Annotated in this window: 11 protein-coding genes; 6 read left to right on the forward strand and 5 right to left on the reverse strand. The window is 75.3% G+C overall.

The window, feature by feature from the left end:
* Window positions 1–17: 17 nt before the first annotated feature.
* The 4 genes from ACFWIC_RS10105 (at window position 18) to ACFWIC_RS10120 (ending at window position 4,222) form a co-directional block, all read left to right on the forward strand.
* Entirely contained in the window at window positions 18–563 is a 546-nt protein-coding gene (locus ACFWIC_RS10105; protein WP_329875603.1) for a hypothetical protein, read from the forward strand.
* A gap of 48 nt (window positions 564–611) precedes the next feature.
* A complete protein-coding gene (locus tag ACFWIC_RS10110) occupies window positions 612–2,378 on the forward strand; it encodes an asparagine synthetase B family protein (RefSeq protein WP_380517497.1) in 1,767 nt (588 codons plus the stop codon).
* 96 nt (window positions 2,379–2,474) lie between these two features.
* Entirely contained in the window at window positions 2,475–3,818 is a 1,344-nt protein-coding gene (locus tag ACFWIC_RS10115) for an aldehyde dehydrogenase family protein (protein WP_380517499.1), read from the forward strand.
* 71 nt (window positions 3,819–3,889) lie between these two features.
* Complete coding sequence (locus ACFWIC_RS10120) at window positions 3,890–4,222, forward strand: hypothetical protein (RefSeq protein WP_380517502.1); 333 nt, start codon at window positions 3,890–3,892, stop codon at window positions 4,220–4,222.
* Window positions 4,223–4,253: 31 nt separating this feature from the next.
* Here ACFWIC_RS10120 and ACFWIC_RS10125 read toward each other — a convergent pair whose 3' ends face one another.
* The gene (locus ACFWIC_RS10125; RefSeq protein WP_380517505.1) at window positions 4,254–5,903 is read right to left on the reverse strand and encodes a PQQ-binding-like beta-propeller repeat protein; all 1,650 of its coding nucleotides are present in this window, start codon (window positions 5,901–5,903) and stop codon (window positions 4,254–4,256) included.
* A 160-nt stretch (window positions 5,904–6,063) separates the two neighbouring features.
* Between ACFWIC_RS10125 and ACFWIC_RS10130 the strand changes: the two genes are divergently transcribed.
* Complete coding sequence (locus tag ACFWIC_RS10130) at window positions 6,064–6,705, forward strand: NAD(P)-binding domain-containing protein (protein ID WP_355404538.1); 642 nt, start codon at window positions 6,064–6,066, stop codon at window positions 6,703–6,705.
* 157 nt (window positions 6,706–6,862) lie between these two features.
* Here ACFWIC_RS10130 and ACFWIC_RS10135 read toward each other — a convergent pair whose 3' ends face one another.
* Both ACFWIC_RS10135 and ACFWIC_RS10140 read right to left on the reverse strand, forming a co-directional pair.
* Window positions 6,863–12,403 (reverse strand): amino acid adenylation domain-containing protein, encoded by a 5,541-nt coding sequence (locus tag ACFWIC_RS10135; RefSeq protein ID WP_380517508.1) that lies wholly within the window; start codon window positions 12,401–12,403, stop codon window positions 6,863–6,865.
* A complete protein-coding gene (locus ACFWIC_RS10140) occupies window positions 12,400–17,610 on the reverse strand; it encodes an amino acid adenylation domain-containing protein (protein WP_380517511.1) in 5,211 nt (1,736 codons plus the stop codon). The genes ACFWIC_RS10135 and ACFWIC_RS10140 overlap by 4 nt, the downstream gene beginning before the upstream one ends.
* Window positions 17,611–18,097: 487 nt before the next feature.
* Here ACFWIC_RS10140 and ACFWIC_RS10145 point away from each other — a divergent pair, with 487 nt between their 5' ends.
* Complete coding sequence (locus ACFWIC_RS10145) at window positions 18,098–18,535, forward strand: YchJ family metal-binding protein (protein WP_329951756.1); 438 nt, start codon at window positions 18,098–18,100, stop codon at window positions 18,533–18,535.
* Between the two features lie 33 nt (window positions 18,536–18,568).
* Here ACFWIC_RS10145 and ACFWIC_RS10150 read toward each other — a convergent pair whose 3' ends face one another.
* Both ACFWIC_RS10150 and ACFWIC_RS10155 read right to left on the reverse strand, forming a co-directional pair.
* A complete protein-coding gene (locus ACFWIC_RS10150) occupies window positions 18,569–19,540 on the reverse strand; it encodes a polysaccharide deacetylase family protein (protein ID WP_380517514.1) in 972 nt (323 codons plus the stop codon).
* Window positions 19,541–19,983: 443 nt separating this feature from the next.
* The gene (locus tag ACFWIC_RS10155; protein ID WP_380361913.1) at window positions 19,984–20,643 is read right to left on the reverse strand and encodes a TetR/AcrR family transcriptional regulator; all 660 of its coding nucleotides are present in this window, start codon (window positions 20,641–20,643) and stop codon (window positions 19,984–19,986) included.
* Window positions 20,644–20,735: the final 92 nt, after the last annotated feature.

Genomic DNA, 20,735 nt, shown 5'->3' on the forward strand with positions numbered 1-20,735 from the left:
GTGAGGACCCCTCGACCATGAGCAACGCACGCCACCTCGGCTACCGCGACGAACTGCTGGCCGACGGCCAACTGCACCGGCGGTACGAGGACGGCCGCAGCGAGTGGCGCCGGCGCGGCGCCGGCCACCTCGTCCACTGGCAGGACAGCCTCGGCCGGTCCGGCACCGACGAACGGCTCGGCCGGGACCTCGTCAAGCGGCTCCACACCGACGGCACCACCGAGTACGGCCGCGACATCGGGTACGGGCGCACCGTCTGGGCCGGCGGACACGTCACCGTCAACCGGACCTCCTTCAGCGGCCGGCTCGGCGTGGTGGTCGGCGCCCTCGGCGTGGCCGGCGCCGCGGCGATCACCGCCGCGCAACTGCCCCCCGAGACGCTGTCCGAGGCGGAGGAGGAGGCGCTGCGCCAGGCCGCCCAGCGGCAGCAGACCTCCGACGGCGGCGGGGGCGGGGGCTCCGACGGCGGCGGGTCCGACACCGGGTCCGACGCGGGATGGGACGACACCGACAACGGCTGGGACGACTCCGGCGACGACTGGGACGGCGACGACTTCGGCTGACCCGCCGCGCCCCGCCGCCGGCCCCTCGACGAAAGGCACCACTCCCCCATGCCCCGCTGCTGCGCCTGCGCCGGCCCCGACGCCGACCGGGCCCGCGCCCACCTCGCCTCGCTCACCGGCACGGCCCTCCCCGAACCCGGAGCCCCGGCGGGCGGGGGCGGCCGGGACGGCCAGGCCGCCCTGATCCACGGCGAACCCGGCTTCGCCACCGGCCCGTTCACCGTCGACGGCACCACCGCCGTCGGCGAGGTCACCCTGCACAACCGGCCGGAGCTGCACTCCGCCCTCGCCGCCGCCGGCGCCCCCGCACCCGGGACCTGCCCGGACGGCGAACTCCTGCTGCGGCTCTGGCTCCGGCTCGGCTCCGACGGCGTCCGGCGCGCCGACGGGATGTTCGCCCTCGCCGTGGTCGACGGCCCCGACCTCGTCCTGATCCGCGACCACGCCGGCGCCCGCACGCTCTTCTACGCCCGCGCCGACGGCTGCTGGGCCGCGTCCACCTCGCTGCGCACGCTGCGCCACTGGCCCGCGCTCGACACCGGGCTCAACCTCGCCGCCGTCCGCTCCTTCCTCACCTTCGCCTACCTGCCCGGCGACGAGACCCTGGTGCGCGGCGTCCACGAGGCCCTGCCCGGGCGGGTCCTGCGGCTCGCGGCCGACGGCTCCGCCCGCCAGGAGCCCTACTGGGAGCCCGCCGAACTGCTCCCCGACGACGGGCTCGTCCCGCCCGCCGGGTACGCGCAGGAGCTGCGGTCGCTGCTGGAACGGGCCACCGAGCGGCGGCTGCCGGCCGGCGAGGCGGTCGCGGTCCTGCTCTCCGGCGGCGTCGACAGCTCCCTGGTCACCGCGCTCGCCGCCCGGCTGCACGACCGCCCCGTGCACACCTACTCGATCAGCTTCGGCGACGACCTCCCCAACGAACTCGGCTACTCGGGCCTGGTGGCGAGCCACTGCGGGACGACCCACCGGGTCCTCACCGTCTCCGGCACCGAGGTCGCCGCCCGGCTCGCCGACACCGTCGCCCTGCTCGACAGCCCGGTCGGGGATCCGCTGACCGTCCCCAACCTGATGCTCGCCGAGGCCGTCTCCGGCGACGGGATCACCGTCTCGCTCAACGGCGAGGGCGGTGACCCGGTGTTCGGCGGCCCGAAGAACCTGCCGATGCTGGTCCACGAGATGCACCGGGACGACCCGGACCCCGAGGCGCGGGCCGAGGCGTACCTGCGGTCCTACCGCAAGTGCTACGAGGACCTGCCCCGGCTGCTCACCCCGGAGGCGCTGCGCGCGCTGGCCGGCGAGCCGCAGCCGCGCCGCTTCGTCGCCCCGTACCTGCGGCCCGGGCCGATGCACACGCTCCTCAACCAGCTGCTCCACTGCAACCTGCGGACCAAGGGCGCCCACCACATCCTCACCAAGGTCGAACGGCTGACCGCCTCGCAGGGCGTCCAGGGCCGCTCCCCGCTCTTCGACCGGCACGTCGTCGACCACGCCTTCGCCACCCCGCCGACGCTCAAGCTCCGCGGCACGGTGGAGAAGTGGGTGCTCAAGGAGGCCGTCCGGGACCTGCTGCCGGGGGCCGTCGTCGACCGGCCGAAGAGCGGCATGCGGGTGCCGGTCCAGCAGTGGCTGCACGGCCCGCTGCGCGACCTCTCCGGCGACCTGCTGCTCGGCCGCACCGCCCGCGAGCGCGGCCTGGTCCGCCCCGACACCGTCCGTACCTGGATGCGACGCGAGGGCACCCTGCTACCGCGTCAGGGCGGCAAGCTCTGGCTGGTGCTCACGCTCGAACTCTGGCTGCGCGCCTACGACCTGTGAGACCGCCCGCCACCGGACCCGCCCCGCGCCGGTGAGCGCCCCGCCACCACCGACCGCTCCGCAACCCCCTGCTGCCCCGGCCCGGGAGGCCCACCCATGGAACCGTCCACCGAACCCTCGATCCACCTGACCGACCCGCGCACCGGCCACCCCCGCGGCACCCTGGTGCCCGCCCGCGCCGGGAGGGTCACCGAGACCGTCGCCCGGGCCCGCGCCGCCGGGGCGCGCTGGCGCGCGCTCACCCCGCGCGAGCGCGAGCGCCGCCTGGACGCGCTCGCCGACCTCGTCGAACGGCACCTCACCGAGTACACCGTGCTGGAGCAAGCCGGCACCGGCAAGCCCGAGGCGGAGGCGACCGGCGAGATCCTGCAGGCCGCCGACCTGTTCCGGTTCTACGCGGGCGCCGCCCGGACCGACAGCGCGCCCGCCGCCGGCCGCTACCTCCCGGGCCACGAGAGCTGGGTGCGCTGGGAGCCGGTCGGCGTGGTCGCCGCCGTCGTCCCGTGGAACTACCCGCTGCTGATGGCCGCCTGGCGGGGCGCCCCGGCGCTGGCCGCGGGCAACACCGTCGTGGTCAAACCGGCCGAGACCACCACCGAGTCGGCCGCCCTGCTCGCCGCCCACGCCGCCGAGGCGCTCGGCGAGGACGTGCTCACCGTCCTGCCCGGCGACCGGGACACCGGACGGCTGCTGGTCGCCGGCGACGTCGACCTGATCGCCTTCACCGGCAGCGCCGCCGCCGGCGCCGACGTCACCGCCCGGGCCGGTCACCGCCGGGTCAGCCTGGAACTCGGTGGCAACAGCCCCGTCCTCGTCCTGCCCGACGCCCCCGCGCACACCTGGTCCGCGCTCGCCGAGGCGTGCACCTACAACGCCGGCCAGAGCTGCGCCGCCCCCGCCCGGGTGATCACCCTGTCCGACCACTACGAACACGTCCTCGCCGCGCTCACCGCCGCGTTCGCCGAGCGGCGGGCCGGCCGGGACTTCGGCCCGCTCAACAACCCCGACCAGGCCGCCCGCTACGACCGCATCGTCGCCGCGTCCGCCGCCAAGCGCTCGCCCGCCGCACCCGGCCGGACCGACGGCCTCTGGCGCCCGGCCCGCCTGCTCGCCGACCTCCCGGACGACGACCCCGCCGTCCTGGAGGAGGTCTTCGGCCCGCTGCTCACCGTCCAGCACGCCCCCACCGTCGAGGCCGCGCTCGCCCTCGCCAACTCCGTCCCGCACGCCCTCGGGGCGAGCGTCTGGACGCGCGACCTCCCCACCGCCCTCGACCTCACGGCCCGCCTGGACGCAGGCGAGACCTGGATCAACTGCCACCTCGTCCAGACCGCCGAACTCCCCCACGGCGGTCGCGGCGCCTCCGGCCACGGCACCGACCTCTCCGTCCTCGCCCTCCAGGAGTACCGGCGCCCGAAGACGGTCACCGCCCGGCTCTGAGTACCATCGCGCACGGGAACTGAGTACCCGTGCGCTGACGGGGCGGCGGTGCGGCCGGGCAGGATCCGGCCATGAGGAGAATCGCGGGCCGGGAGCGGACCGGGTGGTGGCTGGTGCCGGTGCGCTCGACGCTGGTGACGGGAGCGTGCCTGCTGTTCGCGCTGCCCCTGCGCGGGGTGGCGGAGATGACGACCGACCCGTGCTTCGAGCCCGGATCCTGCCCGGAGACCTACGCGGGACTGGCCCTGTCGGACCGTCTGCTGCTCACGACCGTGGTGCTGCTGGCGGTCCAGTGGCCGCTGGCCTACCTGGTGCGCCGGGCCCGCCTGTGGGCGGGCCTGGCGCCGGGCGCCGCACTGGTGGCGGCGGTGGCCGTGCTGTTCTCCGTCAGGCCCGGCACGTGAGGCCGGGCGGACGCGGGGCAACGGCCACCGCTCAGGCGAAGGCGCCCGGGCGTCCGAGGGCGACCAGGCGGTGGTCCTTGGTGCCGACGTAGATCCGTCCCTTGTCGGTAGCCGGGACGGAGAACTTGCTGACCGTGCCGAGCGGGAAGGAGCGGCGCAGCTTGAGGACGCCGTCGACCGGGACGGGGTCGTAGGCGCGCAGTTCGCCGCCCTCACCGTACTGGCCGGTGCCGGACCAGATCACCCAGACCAGGGCCGAGCCGGAGCGGGTGCCGTCCGAGGTGACCACGGGCGAGCCGGACATCTTCAGGAAGTCCCCGGCGCTGGTGCCGGCGCTGCTGAGCTGCGGGCTGCCGGCGGCCGTGACCGAGTACTTGAGGGCGCGCAGCTTGCCGAAGTTCTCGACCGTGTAGACGTAGCCGCCGTCGCCGCCCCAGACCGCCGGGTGGCCCCAGACACCGCCGTAGGGGCCGGTGAGCCCGACCACCCTGTCGGTCCCGCCGGGGCCCTGGCCCATGCCGCCCAGGTCGTCGCGGTCGAGCAGGAAGATCCGGCCGTCCTTGCCGACCTGGACGAGCAGGCGGGGGTGGGTGGGGGTGCCGAAGGAGGACGGCAGGGCGACCGGGCCGCCGGAGCCGAGGTCGGTGTCGCGCTTGTCGAGGGTGGCGTTGTTGGTGGGGCTGAAGAAGTCGGCGGGCGCGAAGCCGCCGTCCGCGTCGACGGCGAAGCGGACCACCGACTCGCCGAGGCCGCCGGGCGGCCGGTTGCCCGGGCCCACGGCCGGCGAGGCGCCGGAGCCCTGGCCGTTGGCGGTGGTGAGGAAGAACCGGCCGGGGCCGTCCGAGACGAGGCCGCTGCCGGCCATCCAGATCGAGGCGCGCTGGGTGTCGGAGCCCGCGACGGTGGAGAACAGGGTGAGCTTGCGGGTCCGGGTGTCGAGGCCGGCCAGCGTGCCGATGTAGTCGCCGATGCCGCAGAGCGAGCCGAAGCCGAAGTAGAGCCGGCCGTCGAGGAGGAGCAGCCCCGGGCGCTGGAGGGAGCGGTAGGCGTTGAACGGCTTGCCGGGCGCGTTGACCGGGTCACCCTGGACGGTGACGGGCCAGCCGCTGCGTTCGGCCCCGGTCTGGGCGTCGACGGCGTGCACGTAGTAGTGCGGGTGCTTGTCGTCGGGGCCGTCGTCGACCTTGCTGGTGAGGTAGACGGTGCCGGTGGCGGGGTCGTGGACGGGGGTGGAGGTGGTGCCGACGTTGGGGCCGGGGTCGGAGCAGCCGATGGCCGCCGAGGCCCAGGCGGGGCCCATCTCCCGGTGCCAGGTGATCTTCCCGGTGCCTGCGGCGATGCCGTAGACGTGGTTGGTCTCGGTCGCGACGACGACGGTCGGGCCGATGACCAGGGGCTGGGCGAAGACCTGGCCGTCGAGCGGAGTGGAGAAGCGGACGCCGAAGTCGGACTTGCCGACCTCGGCGGGGCTCAGCGCGGGTTCGTCGCGGTCCCAGGCGGTGCGGTCGGCGGAGAAGGAGACGGTGCTGACGTCGGCCCGGGCGGTGCCTGCGGCGGCCGGGGCGAGCAGGGCGAGGCCGGTGAGCACGGCCGCGGCGCGCGGCAGGCGGCGGGTGCCCGGGCGGCGGGGCGGTGTCGGGCCCCGGAGGGCGGTCCGGCACGGGTGGGTGGTTCGGTTCATGGCGCCCATGGTTCGGCGGGGCGGGTGGGGCCACCAGCGGAGGTGGTCCACTCGGCGGTCGGCCGTTCGCGGCGTTCACCGGACAGGCCGGGCGGGCTGCTCTATGTTCGTCGCGGCAGGTTTCCGAGTGACGGGTGGTGCGGTTGTGCGGTACGGGGTCATGGGTACCGGTGGGGTGGGCCGGACGATTGCGGACAAGCTGGTGGCACTCGGTCACGAGGTGACGATCGGTTCGCGTTCCCGGGGGAACGAGAACGCGGTGGCCTGGGCCGAGCAGGCCGGGCCGACCGGGCACGCCGGCACGTTCGCGGACGCCGCGGAGTTCGGCGAGGTGGTGGTGAACGCGACCGCCGGGACGGTGTCGCTGGACGCGCTGCGGGCGGCGGGTGCGGACCGGCTGGCGGGGAAGGTCCTGATCGACCTCTCCAACCCGCTGGTGTTCTCCCCCGAGGGCGCGGTGACGCTGGACCCGGTCAACACCGACAGTGTCGGCGAGCGGATCCAGCGGGAGTTCCCGCGGACCAGGGTGGTGAAGGCGCTCAACACCCTGACCGCGCCGCTGATGGTGGACCCGGCCCGGCTGCCGGGCGAGCACAACGTCTTCGTGGCCGGGGACGACGCCGACGCCAAAGCCGAGGTCGTGGCGGTGCTGGCGGAGTTCGGCTGGCCGGCGGGCTCGGTGATCGACCTCGGGGACATCGCGGGGGCCCGGGCGCTGGAGATGACCATGCCGTTCTGGATCCGGCTGATGCAGTCCTTCGGCACGGCGGAGTTCAACTACTCCTTCACGCGCGCGAAGTAGGCGCCACGCGGACGCCCCCGTCCTCCCGCTCGTCGCAGCGGGAGGGCGGGGGCGTCTTCCGGGAACGCGCCTTCCGGGAAGGGGAGCCTCCTTCGGGAGCGGGCGCGTCCGCCGGGGTGAGGCCGCCGGTCGGCCCGGGGGGCCGGCCCGGTGGCCGCTAGCGGCGGGCCGTGGAGGCGGGGACCCGGTCGGCCGGATCGTCCTCGACCGGCTCGGGGGCACCGGCCGGTCTCGGTACCCGGGCACCGGTGAGACGCCCGGTGCGGCCGGTGCGCCCGGCCCGGGCCGCCTCGGTCTGGGCGAGCCGGCGGTCGGCCTCGGCCTGGATGGCGTCCTTGTCGCCGATCTCGGCGTCCGGCAGCGCGTCCGGGAGGAGGTCCTCCAGCAGCCGCAGCGGCCGGTAGGCCAGTCCCAGCACGCCCCAGACCGTGAGCACCAGGCCGACCACGACGAGCAGCAGTCCCGCCCCGCGGCCCGGTCCGGTGCCGAGGACCAGGCCCACCGAGTCGGCGAGCGCGCCGCCGGGGCGCATCAGCGGCTCGAAGACGTGGTCCGAGAGCGGCCCCGCGGTGAGGAAGCCGAGCGGCATCATCGACATCGCGAGCATCTGGTTGGTGGCCAGGACACGGCCCTGGAGCTCCATCCCGACCTTGGTCTGGATCAGCGCCATCCAGTGCGAGTTGAGGATCATCATCGCGGCCCAGAGGACGAAGAGCCCGCAGGCGGTGAGCGCGGCCTCGGGACGGCTGCCGGTCAGGACGGCGGCGAGACCGACCACCGAGGTGAAGCCGATCATGCCGAACGTGCGTCTGCGGGTGCCGCCCCAGAGGGCCATGACCAGGGCGCCGGTCATCGCCCCGAGCCCGCCGAGCGCGGTGATCACGCCGAGCTGGACCGCCGAGCCGCCCGCCAGCACCATCGGGGTGATGAGCACGGTGGCGACGGCGAACAGGTAGTTGAACACCACGAAGAAGACCACCATCGCGACCAGGCTGTGCCGGCGCACGATGTACCGCCAGCCGGTCACCACCTCGCGGAGCAGCGGCTCCTCCTGCCGGTCGAACATCGCGTCCGGGAAGCGCACCAGCAGCAGGCAGGTGACGCCGGTGAGGAAGGTGGCCATGTCGAACAGCACCACCCCGTGCAGGCCGATCAGCGAGACCAGCACGCCGCCGCCCAGGACGGCCATCATGTCGCCGGCGCCCGTGCCGAGCTGGGCGAGGCCGTTCGCCTGGCCCAGGTAGCGCTTGGGTACCAGCTGGGTGATCGCGGCCAGGTAGGCGGGGCGCTGGAAGGCCGAGCAGACGGCCCCGGTGCAGGCGACCGCGTAGATGTGCCAGACCTGGAGGAGGTCGGCCCAGAGCAGCGCGCCGAGGCCGAGCATGCCGGCGGCGGCCACGGTGTCGGTGACGATCATGATGCGGCGGCGGTCCACCCGGTCGGCGAGCGCACCGGCGATCGGCAGCAGCAGGACCGCAGGCAGCACCGCGACCACCGCGATCATCGCGAAGTCGAAGGCCGAGCCGGTCTGCTGGTAGACCCAGACGCCGAGCGCGAAGGTGGAGAGGCTGGTGCCGATCATCGAGACGAACTGGCCGATCGCCACCTTGGCGAAGGTGGCGAGTTCGGCGCGGGCCGCCGGCCGCCGGGCGTCGGCCCGGTCCGCGGCCGAGACCGCGCCGGTGGCGGCGAACTCGACCAGCACGCGGGCGAGTTCGCCGGCCTGGTGCTTGAGGAAGTAGTGCCCGGCGCGGGGCACGACGGCGAGGTCGACGGTCTCGCCGAAGTGCTCCCACTCCGTGTACCGCTCCTGGTACAGGAGGGTGGCCCGGTCCTTCTCACCGACGACGCAGAGGATCGGCGCCCCGATCGCGACCGGGCGGGCGTCCCCGTAGGCGCGGGTGTAGAAGTCCTCGGCCTGCCGGACGTCGTGCCGCAGCGCCCGGACCAGGAAGTCCTGTTCGGCCTGGTCGTAGACGTCCGTGAACCCGCCCATCGCCCGCAGGTAGTCGAGGTAGGAGCGGTTGGAGAGCATCCGGTCGCCGGGGAGCCTGCGGGCCATCCACTCCGCGAACCGGCCCGGCAGCCGGGCGGCGGGGAAGGTGCCGCCCAGCGCGACCCCGCGCAGGTCGGCGCCGGCCGCCTCCAGCCGGGAGCCGAGCGCGGTGGCGAGCGCGCCGCCGAGGCAGTGCCCGTAGAGCAGCACCGGACCGTCGATCCGCTCGCGGATCTGTGCGGTCAGGGTGTCGGCCAGCGCGTCGAGCTCGACCAGGTCGTCGTCGGGGCGGCTCGGGTCGTGGCCGGGCAGCTCGACGGCGTAGAGGCGGTGGCCGGCGGGCAGTGCGTCGGCGAGCGGCTGGAAGGTGATCGGGCTGCCGCCGCCGTACGGGACGCAGACGACGTTGACCGTCGCCGGGGCGTTCCCGCGGGTGAGCTTGTGCAGCAGGGTGCGCGGGCCCTCGTCGGCGGTGCCGCCGGCCCGGGCGTCGAGCAGCGCGGCGAGTTCGCGCACGGTGGGGTGCTGGAACAGGTCGATCACCGAGAGGCCGCGGCCGATCAGCCGGACGGCGTGCACGGCGGAGAAGGAGTCACCGCCGAGGGCGAAGAAGTCGTCGGCGGCACCGACCTCCTCGGCGACCAGCACCTGACGGTAGGCGGCGGCCACCGCGTGCTCCGTCGCGGTGGCCGGCTCACCGCCGCCCGCCGGGACGGGCCGGGTGGCGACCGGCTCGGGCAGCGCGGCCCGGTCGACCTTGCCGTTGGCGTTCAGCGGCAGGGCCGCCAGCACGACCAGGGCGGCCGGCACCATGTAGTCGGGCAGCCGGGTGCGCAGGGCCGCGCGCAGCGTGCCCGGGTCGGGGGCGGCGGCCGGATCGGCGGGGACGAGGTAGCCGACCAGGGTGCGGGCGGCGCCCTCGCCCCGGGCGACGACGACGGCCTCGCGGACCTCGGGCCGGGCCGTCAGCTCGGCCTCGACCTCGCCGATCTCGACCCGGAAGCCGCGGATCTTGACCTGGTGGTCGATCCGGCCCAGGAACTCGACGGCGCCGTCGGGGCGGCGCCGGACCAGGTCGCCGGTGCGGTAGCAGCGGCGGCCGGCCACCTCGGTGAAGCGCTCGGCGGTGAGGTCGTCGCGGCCGAGGTAGCCTCGGGCCACTCCGGCGCCGGAGACGTACAGCTCGCCCGGGACGCCCACCGGAACGGGACGGCGGAGGGCGTCCAGGACGTGCGCCCCCACGTTGCCGAACGGCCGGCCGAGCGGGGCGGTCGCGCAGTCCCCGAGGTCGGCGGGCACGGGTGCGCCGAGCATCGAGACGGTGGTCTCGGTGGGACCGTAGTGGTTGTGCAGCGTCAGGTCCGGCCGGGCGGCGCGGATCCGGGCGACCAGGTCGGGCCGTAGGGCCTCGCCCGCGCAGATCAGCAGCCGGGCGGGCAGGATCCCGCCGAGGCCGGTGCCGTGCGCGGCGAGTCCCTCCAGGTGGCTGGGGACCAGCTTCATGGCGTCGATCCGGTGCTCGGCCGCGTAGGCGGCGAAGGCCTCCGGATCGGTCGCCTGATCGCGGGTGAGCAGGTGCAGGCAGCCGCCGCCGGTGAGCGCGCCGAACACGTTGGTGATGCCGAGGTCGGCGGCGAACGTCGAGACCAGCGCCCAGTTCCAGCCGTCCTGGTCACCGCCGATCCGCTCCCGCAGGCCGTGCAGGTAGTTGCGGACGTTGCGGTGCTCGACGGCGACGCCCTTGGGCGTGCCGGTCGAGCCGGAGGTGAAGACCAGGTAGCAGAGGTGCTCGGGCCGGACGTCCACCTCGGGGGCCTCGGCCGTGGCCGAGCCGTCCGGGACGACCGCCGGGATCCCGGCGGGGAGCCGGTCGCGGAGGTCCTCGGTGGTGACGACCGCGGCGGCCCCGGCCGCGGCGAGCAACCCGTGGATGCGCTCGTCCGGGTAGACCGGGTCGATCGGCAGGTAGGCGCCGCCCGCCTTGAGGATGCCGAGCATGCCGACCACCAGCGCGGCGGAGCGCTCGACGAGCAGCCCGACCGGGCGGTCCGGCCCGACGCCGAGCGCGCGCAGCCGGTGGGCCAGGGCATTGGCGCGGTGGTCGAGTTCGGCGTAGTCGAGGACGCCGTCGGCGCCGCGGACGGCGGGCGCGCCCGGGGTGCGGCGGGCCTGCTCCTCGACCAGGCCGTGCAGGGTGCCCCCGAGGTCCCAGTCGCGCGCGGTGTCGTCCCAGTCCGCGATCTGCCGCTGCTCGGACGGGGTGAGCAGAGGGAGACCGGAGAGCGGGCGGTCGGGGGTCTCGGCCATCGCGTCGAGGACGGTGGTGAGGTGGCCGAGGACGCGCCGGACGGTCGGCTCGTCGTACAGCTCGGTGCGCCAGACGAGGTCGGCGACCAGCTCGCCGCCGGTGTCGACGACGGCCACCGACAGGTCGAACTTGGCGGTGTCGGTGCCGATCGGCCGCCAGTCGACGGCGTGGCCGGGCAGCCCCGGCCGGGCCTGCGCCTGGTTGTGGACGTTGAGCAGGACCTGGAACAGCGGGGTGTGGGCCAGTTCGCGCTCCGGGCCGAGCGCGTCGACCAGCCGCTCGAAGGGAAGGTCCTGGTGCCCGAAGGCGCCGAGGGCCGACTCCCGTACCCGGTCGAGCAGCCGGCGGACCGTCGGGTCCCCGGAGAGGTCGGTGCGCATCGCCAGGGTGTTGACGAAGCAGCCGACCAGCGGCTCGGTCTCGCTGCGGGTGCGCCCGGCGACCGGGGTGCCGACGGTCACGTCCTCGCTGCCGGTGTAGCGGCCGAGGACGGTCTGCAGGGCCGCGAGCAGCACCATGTACACGGTGGTGCCGGTCTGTTCGGCGAGCGCCCGGATCCGGCGGGTGCGCTCGACGCCGAGCTCGGCGGTGAACCGGTCGCCGGCGGTCCCGGCCACGGCCGGCCGGGGGCGGTCGGGGGGCACCGTGACGGTGGCGGTCGCGCCGCGCAGCCGTTCCTGCCACCAGGTCTGCTGCCGGTCGAGTTCGGCGGCGAGCCCGGTCTGCTGCCAGTACGCGATGTCGGCGTACTGGACGGGCAGCGGCGGGAACCCCGGGGCGCGGCCCTCCCGCCGGGCCGCGTAGGCGGTGGCGAGGTCGGTGAACAGGACCCCGATCGACCAGCCGTCGGCGGCGATGTGGTGCAGCACCAGGCTGAGCACGGCGCCGTCGCCGGTGCGCAGCAGGGCGGCGCGCAGCGGCAGGTCGGCGGCGAGGTCGAAGGGGCGGTGGGCCTCGGTCTCCAGCCAGGCGTCGACCCGGTCGGCGGGGACGTCGGCGACGGTGAGGGCGAGGCGCTCGGCGGGCAGCGGCTCGGGGCGGACCTCGCCGTCGACGGTCGGGTAGACGGTGCGGAGCACCTCGTGCCGGGCGAGGACGTCGGTGAGGGCCGCCCCGAGGACGGCCGGGTCGGGCGCACCGTCGATGTGCAGGGCGAGCGGGATGTGGTACGCGGCGCTGTCGGGCTCGTACTGGGCCAGGAACCACATCCGGCGCTGGGCCGAGGAGAGCGGCACGGGGGTGCCCGCGGGGCGCGGGGTGACGGCGTAGCGGTCGGCGGCGCCGCCCGCGGCGGCGGCCTTGGCGGCCTTGGCCTTGGCGAGGCGGCGGCGGAGCAGTTCCTGCCGTCGGGCCTCGGCGTCCGGGGCCGGACCGGTGGTGGGCTGGTCGGTCATGCGGTCTCCCCCGTCCGGGCACCGGTGGTGCCGTCGGCCGTGCGGTCGTGCGGGACCCCGGGCGCACCGGGGCGGTTCCGGCCGTTCTGGCCGGTCGGGCCGTCGAGGTCGTGCCGGCCGTTCTGGCCGTTCTGGCCGTTCTGGCCGGCCGGGCCGTTCTGGCCGGTCGGGTCGTCGAGGTCGTTCAGATCGCCCAGTTCGTCGATCTCGGCGAGCATCCGCTCCTCGATGCGGCGGGCCAGCGTGGCCAGCGTGCGGGCCTCGAAGATCGTGCGCAGCGGAAGTTCGGTCTCGAAGGTGTCGCGCACCTTGGTGAGCAGCCGGGTGGCGAGCAGCGAGTGCCCGCCGATGGCGAAGAAGTCGTCGTGCCGGCCGACCCGTTCGACGGCGAGCACCTCCTGCCAGAGGTCGGCGAGGAGTTCCTCGCAGTCGCCCTCGGGCGGGGAGCCGGCGCCGCCGAACCGTGGCGCGGGCAGCGCGGCCCGGTCGACCTTGCCGCCGGGGGTCAGCGGCAGCGCGTCGAGCAGGACGAGCGCGGCGGGCACCATGTAGTCGGGCAGCCGCTCGGCGAGGGTGATGCGCAGTTCGTCCTCGGTGAGCGCGCTCCGGGTGGACCCGGCGTCGACGGACCCGCGGCCCGCGGGCTCGGCGCCGGTGACGACGTACCCGGCGAGGACCGGGCCCGCCGGGGTCCCGACGAGCCGGACCGCGCCCGCGGTGACCCCGGGGATCGCGGTGAGCGCGGCCTCGATCTCGCCGAGCTCGATGCGGAAGCCGCGGAGCTTCACCTGGGCGTCGGCGCGGCCGTGGTACTCCAACCGGCCGTCCGCGCGGCGGCACGCGAGGTCGCCGGTGCGGTACATCAGCGCGCCCTCGGGACCGCCGGGCTCGGCGGTGAACCGTTCGGCGGTGAGCTCCGGACGGCCGTGGTAGCCGAGGGCGACGCCCGCGCCGGCGATGCAGAGCTCACCGACGCCGTTGACCGGAACGGCGCCTCCCGCGGAGTCCAGCAGGTGCAGCCGGGTGTTGGCGACGGGCGCGCCGAGGGCCACCACCCCGCCGTGGGCCGCGAGTTCGGGGGTGACCCGCTGGACGGTGGACCAGACGGTGGTCTCGGTCGGCCCGTACAGGTTCCACAGCGCGCCGACGCGCGGGAGCAGCGCCTCGGCGAGGTCCGCGGTGAGCGCCTCGCCGCCGCACAGGGCGGTCAGACCGGGACGGCCGGACCACCCGGCCTCCAGCAGCATCCGCCAGGTGGCGGGGGTGGCCTGCAGGTGGGTGACGCCGCGGGACCCGAGCCAGCCGGCCAGCGCGTGGCCGTCGGTGGCGGTGGCACGGTCGGCGATCTCCACCCGGGCGCCGGTGACCAGCGGCAGCCAGAGCTCCAGACCGGCGATGTCGAAGGTGACGGTGGTGACGGCGGCCATCACGTCCCGCCCGGTGAGGCCCGGCTCGCGGCCCATCGAGGTGAGGAAGTTGACGATCGCGCGGTGCGGGACGGCGACGCCCTTGGGGCGGCCGGTGGAGCCGGAGGTGTACAGCAGGTAGGCGGGGTCCTCCGGGCCGACGGTGACGGCCGGCGCCGCGGCGGGGGCGGCGGCGTGCTCGGGGCCGTCCACGAGCACGGCCTCGCGGCCGTGCAGCAGCGGGTCGCCCGCCGTCGCGCTCTCGGCGACCAGCAGGGTGACACCGGCGTCGTCGAGGACGCCGCGGTTGCGGGCGAGCGGCTGCTCCACGTCGAGCGGCAGGTAGGCGGCCCCGCTGCGCAGCACGCCGAGCAGGGCCGCGGGCAGCAGCCGGCCGCGCCGGACGGCGACCGCGACCACGGCCCCGGGCCCGGCACCGCGCGAGGCGAGCAGGTGGGCCAACCGGTCGGCGGTGTCGTCGAGTTCGGCGTACGTGAGGGCGCCGTCGGTGGCGGAGACGGCGACCGTGCCGGGGGTGCGGGCCGCCTGGTCCGCCACCAGCCGGTGCAGCGGGGCGTCGGGTATCGGCGCCTCGGTGCGGTTGACCGGATCGTCGGCGGCGAGTTCGGCGGCCGAGAGCATGGCCAGCTCGCCGAGCGGCCGGTCGGGTTCGGCGACGGCGGCGGAGAGCAGGGCGACCAGGTGGTCGAGCACGGCCCGGACGGACCGCTCGTCGTAGCGGGAGGTCCGGTACTCGGCGGAGAGCAGCGGTCCGTCGGCCGGGAACTCCAGGAAGATCGAGAGGTCGGTCTTGGCGGTGCCGTTGCACACCTCGGCGACGAACCGCAGGCTGAGGCCGGGGAGTTCGACGGCGGCCACCGGGTGGTTCTGGACGGCGAGCAGCACCTGGGAGACCGGCGAGGCGGTGAGCCCGGCCGAGCGGCCGAACCGGCGCGCGTGGTCGACGAACGGGTGACCGCTGTGCTCGGCGGCTTCCAGCACCGCCGGGCGGACCCGGGCAACCAGGTCGCGGAAGGTGTCGGTGCCGGCCACCTCCAGGCGGATCGCGACGGTGTTGATCAGCGAGCCGAGGACCTGCTCCAGCTCGGGGACGGGCCGCACGGCGAACGGGCTGAGCACCGCGAGGTCGGTGCGGCCGGTGTAGCGGTGCAGGACACCGCCGAGCGCGGCCAGCACGGCCATGTAGAGGCTGGCCCCCTCCTGGGCGGCCCGGCGTTCGACGGAGCGGACCAGGTCGGCGTCGATCCGGCGGGCGATCCGGCGGCCGGCGATGTCCTGCGGGTTGGGGTGCGGGCGGTCGCCCGGCAGGTGCTGTTCGGCGTCCAGACCGCGCAGTTGCAGGCCCCAGCGCCGGGCCGCGTCACGGCCCGCCGCGACGGCGCGCTCCTCCCAGCGGGCGACGTCGGAGAGCTGGAGGGCGGGTTCGGGCAGTTCGCCGTCCCGGTGGGCGCGGGCGATCTCGTCGAGCAGCAGTCCGGCGGCCCAGCCGTCCATCGCCGCGTGGTGGACGGTGAGCAGCAGCTCGTGCCGGTCCTCGCCGGTGCGCACGGCGAGGGCGCGCAGCAGCCGGCCGGTCGTCAGGTCGATCGGCCGGGCCGCCTCGGCGCGCAGCGCGGCGTCGATGGCCTCGTCGTCGGCGCCCGTGAGGTCGAGCAGCGGCACGTCGACGGGGTAGGGCGCGACGATCTCCGCGGTGACCTCGTTCTCGTCCTCGCCGAGCGGGTCGGCGACGCCGCGCAGCGCGGTGCGCAGCACCTCGTGCCGGCGGACCACTTCGGTCAGCGCGCGGCCGAGGGCCTCGCGGTCGAGCGCGCCGTCCGCCCGGACGCGCAGCGGGACGTTGTAGAGGGAGCTGCCGGGCTGGATCGACTCGTGCAGCCAGAGTTCGCGCTGGAAGCCGGTGGCGCGGGCCGGCAGGTGGGCCTCGCGTTCGGGCGGGGCGACGGAGCGGCGTCCGCCGCCGCCGTTGGCGACCCGGACGGCCAGCGCGGCCACGGTCGGCGCGGCGAAGAATTCGGCGAGCGGCACCCGGGTGCCGAACTCCCGCTCGATCCGGCCCAGCAGCCCGGCGGCGAGCAGCGAGTGCCCGCCGAGGTCGAGGAAGACGTCGTGCACGCCGACCTCGGGCACGCCGAGCAGGCCCTGCCAGAGTCCGGCGATGCGGGTCTCGACGGGGGTCCGGGGTGCGACGAACAGCTCGTGGCCCGCGCGACTGCGGGCGGCCGGCGGCAGTGCCTTGCGGTCGGTCTTCCCGTTGGGGGTGAGCGGCAGGTGCTCCAGCACGGCGACCGCCAGCGGCACCATGTACCCGGGCAGGGCCGTGGCGCAGTGGGCGCGCAGGTCGGCGGGGGCCGGTTCGGCGAGGCCGGGCGCGGGCTGGACGAAGGCGGCCAGGTACTCGCCGGCCTCGTCGCGCTGGACGACGGCGGCGGCGGCCTCGACCGCGGGGTGGGCGGCGAGCACCGCCTCGATCTCGCCGAGCTCGACCCGGAAGCCGCGGACCTTCACCTGGTGGTCGACGCGGCCGTGGTACTCCAGGTCCCCGTCGGGGAGCCGGCGCACGAGGTCGCCGGTGCGGTAGCAGCGCACGCCGTCGACGGTGACGAACCGCTCCTCGGTGAGGTCGGGCCGGCCGTGGTACCCGCGGGCCAGGCCCTCGCCGGAGAGGTACAGCTCCCCGATGCCGCCGTCCGGCACGGCCGCCCGCCGCTCGTCGAGGACGTGGGCGAGGGTGCCGTCGAGCGGGCGGCCGATGACCGGCTCGCCGTCCTCGTGGCGGCCGACCAGCGACCAGGTGGAGTAGACGGTGTCCTCGGTGGGGCCGTAGAGGTTGTAGAGCCGCTCCACCTTGGGCTGGGCGTACACCTTGTCGGCGAGGTGCCGGGGCAGTGCCTCGCCGGCCAGGTTGACCACCCGCACGCCGTCCGGAAGGCCGTCGCCGCGCAGCAGCGCGGCCATGGCGCTGGGCACGGTGTTGACCAGGGTCACCTCGTCGCGGGCCGGCAGCTCCGGCAGGGCGAGGACGTTCTCGGCCACCACGACCGTGCCGCCGACGGCGAGCGGGAGGAAGAGCTCGTACACCGAGATGTCGAAGCAGACCGAGGTGCCGAAGAGCACGCCGGCCAGGTCGGCCGGGGTGTAGGTCCGCGCGGCCCAGCGGAGCATGGCGTTGACGCCGCGCCGGGTGACCGACACGCCCTTGGGGCGGCCGGTGGAGCCCGAGGTGTAGAGGACGTAGGCGAGCGCGTCGGCGGGGGCGACGGGGTCCGCCGGGTCGACGGCGGGGCCGGTCGGAGCCGGGGTGGCGAGGCCGGGGGCCGAAGGAGCGGCGGGGCCGGGAACGGCCGGGGCGGCGGGGACGTCGGGGGCGTCCCCGCCGGTGTGGAGGAGGGTGGCACCGGCGCCGGCCAGCAGGTGTTCGTGCGCACGGTCGGTGGCCACCACGGAGGCCCGGGCGTCGCCGACGACCAGTTCGAGGCGGTCGCGCGGGTAGGCCGGGTCGAGCGGCACGTACGCGCCACCGGCCCGCAGGACCGCCAGCAGGGTGATCACGAGGTCTGCCGTTCGCGGCAGGCAGACCCCGACCAGGGCCTCCGGACCGATCCCGGCGGCTGCCAGCCGGTCCGCCACCGCCTGTACGGCGAGGTCTAACTGGCGGTAGGTCATCCGACGGTGGCCGTCGATCACGGCGAGGGCGTCGGGGGTGCGTTCGGCCTGAGCGGAGAACAACTCGGCCGGCGATGCTGCCGGGTCCAGCGGTGGATGTCCCGTCGAACTCATCAACTCTCCTGGGGGGTGATGCTGCTCCGACTTGTGGCCGGGGGGAAACGGGCGGTGTGCCCTCGGAGATGCTGGGGTAAAGATCTTCGAATGACCAGCACATTTCCGTCACTCGTTCGATATGCCGGAAAGATCACCTCCGTCGCGCTCGCCATCGGCGCGAAAGTGTGACGGTTCGTCGGCGATTTCGGACAGATTGTCAGGACCCTTGGCATCACGGCCCAGTGGCGCTACGGTCGTCGCCAACGACCCGACGAGGGGGCGTGGCCGCGATTCCGCCGGCGACCCGGCAGAGCCTCTGACCTCCACGTTGTCAGATACCTGACACCCCCTGGAGCGCACGGAACCCCCGCCCCGGAGGGCCCGCCGGTCCGCCCGGAGCGCCCCCCGGTCCGCCCCGGAGGGCGCTGCTCCGGGCACGACGGGCGGGAGCCGTCCCGAGCAGGGTGGGCGGGGGCCGCCCCGGGCAGGGGCCAGAATGTACGCCATGTCACGACGACGCCCCGCGCCCCGCGCCGCCGCGCCCGCGCCCCGCCTGCTGCCCTCCTCCCCCTGCCCGTGCGGCCTGCCCGGCACGTACGGGGAGTGCTGCGGCCTCCTGCACCGCGGGCAGGCAGCCGCCACCACCGCCGAGGCCCTGATGCGCTCGCGGTTCAGCGCCTTCGCCGCCCGCGACGAGGCCTACCTGCTGCGCACCTGGCACCCCGACACCCGGCCGGACTCGGTCGAGTTCGACGCGGGGCTGCGCTGGGTGCGCCTGGAGGTGCTCTCCGGCTCCGAGGGCGGGCCGTTCCACAGCGAGGGCACGGTCGCCTTCCGCGCCCACTACGTCGAGGGCCGGGAGGAGGGGGTTCTCACCGAGCACAGCCGCTTCGTCCGGCACGAGGGCGCCTGGGTGTACCTCGACGCCCTCTCGCTCGACTGAACCGCCCACCCCGGGGCGGGCGGGCCCGCAGCGCTACAGGTAGTCGTCCAGCCGGGCCAGCGCGAAGCCCTGCGCGGTGACCTCGTCGACCACCTTGCGGAGCAGGTCGGTCATGGTGCCCGGCCACAGGTCGGTGCCCCGGAAGTGGGTGAGGATGATGTCGCCCGAGTGGAGCCGCTGGTCGAGCTGGCGGTACTCCATCCGGTCGGGGAACGCCTCCTCGTTCCAGAGCGGCACCGCCTCGATGCCGCAGGAGGCGGCGGCCCGCAGGGTGTCCTCGTTGTACTCCCCGTACGGGGGCCGGAACAGGCGTGGACGGGCGCCGATCTGCTGCTCCAGCTGGTCCTGCTGGCGGCAGATCTCGTCGCGCTGCGTCTCGTACCCGAGGACCTTGAGGTTGCGGTGGTTGATCGTGTGGTTGTTCACCGCGTCACCCTGGGCCGCGAGCTGGCGGAAGTAGCCGTAGTCGGAGCGGGCCAGGTAGTCGGCGACGAAGGTCGACAGCGGGATCCCGAGTTCGGCGGCCATCCGGTTGAACTCCGGGTCCTTCTCGGCACCGTCGTCGACCGTGAGGAAGACGATCTTCTGCTCGGTGGGCACCCGGTACACCACCGGCGGCAGGCCCTCAGCGAGCTTCACCCCCTGCCCGGCGCGCAGCTCCGGGCGGCCGGCCGGGCGCGGCGGAGCGGCCAGCGGCGGGCGCTCCAGGCCCCAGCGGCGCGCGGTCTCCAGCGCGGTCCGGACCGTCGCGGCCTTGCGGGCCACGGCCTCGCTGCTGGTCTCCTCCTCCGCCCGCGCCGGCCCCGGCAGCGACAGCGGCACGGCGGGCGGGCGCGGTCCGTCCCGGTCGGCCGCCGCACCGGTCCCGGTCACCGCGCCCGCCCCGGCCACCGCGGGCTCCGGCGCCGCCGAACCCCCGGCCGGCCCGCCGCAGCCCGCCGCCACGACGGCCGCCAGGCACACCGCGGCGGCCAGCCCCGCACGGCTCCGGTGACGCCCGGCCAAACCCTCGCTAATACGACAATCTGATGGTCTGTCCATAGCCCCACTGCTCCCCCGCCACGCCCACACCCCAACCCCCCCATCACCCGCCCGGAGCAGCGGCGGAGCGGCGACGGAGCAGCGGCGGAGCCCGGCCGGCTGCCCCGGGACCCGGCCCGGGGCAGCCGGCAGACGCCCGCGGCCTGTTCATCCAGGGGACCCGCCCGTCCGGCGGGCAGCCGGCTTGCGGCCTCGGGGATCAATCAGCCGTGGAGGGAGCTCTCCCTGCCGGATTCTCGTCGGATCAGCGCGGTGCCGGGCGCCCGGTCGGGCGTGCCGGCGGACCGTCCTCGTACCGGCTCGTACGTGGATGATTCGCCGATGCGTGCAGGTGGGAGCACCTCCCCCGGCCGGAGGCCGGGGGGGCTGCCCAGCCTCGTGCACCCGGCAGGATCCGACGGGAAGGGCTAGCTCGGGCCGACTGCGGCCTCGATGTGGGCGAGCTGGGCGGCGAGGATCTCTTCGAACGCGGCGCGGCGGTCCGCCCCGAGAGGGCGGACGTCGCGGGCGAAGTGGGCCAGGGCCGGGAAGCGTTCGGGGTCGGCGCCGAGTACCGCGACGCGGAACAGCTCCATGCCCTGTTCGTACTCTTCGGGGGTGACGGTGCTGACCCCGGCCTCGGAGGCGATCAACGCGGCGATGAGGACCGCGATCCGGTGGTAGCGCGCCGGGATCTCCTCGTCCGGCAGTCCCGACGCGCGCAGAGCCTCCAGCACCTCTTCCATGACCAGCCGGGAACCGGTGCCGCCTGACGCATAGCGTCCCCAGACCGCGGCGAGCTGGGGCTGCCGACCGAAGGCCTCTCTCACGCGCAGGGCCAGGGCGGTGATGCGCTGCTTCCAGTCACCCTCGGGGCGGTGCCCGTCCATGGCCTCGAGAAGGATCCGGTCGGCGACCGCGCGCAGCAGTTCGGTCTTGCTGCGGAAGTGCCGGTAGAGGCTGGAGGAGTCGGTCCCGAGGGCCGCCGCCAGCTTGCGCACGCTGAACGAATCCGCGTCGCCCGTGCGCAGCAGCTCCGCCGCCGCATCCAGGATCTCTTCGGTCGACCAGCGCCTTCGGCCTGCCATCTTGCTCCTCTCGCCGAATCTCAGCCTAACCCATGCACTTGGTGTTGCACGCACCGCGTGCATAATGAGGACATGGATATGCCGCACGGCCC

This window comes from Kitasatospora sp. NPDC127035 (genome assembly GCF_042726075.1).
Lineage (GTDB): Bacteria > Actinomycetota > Actinomycetes > Streptomycetales > Streptomycetaceae > Kitasatospora.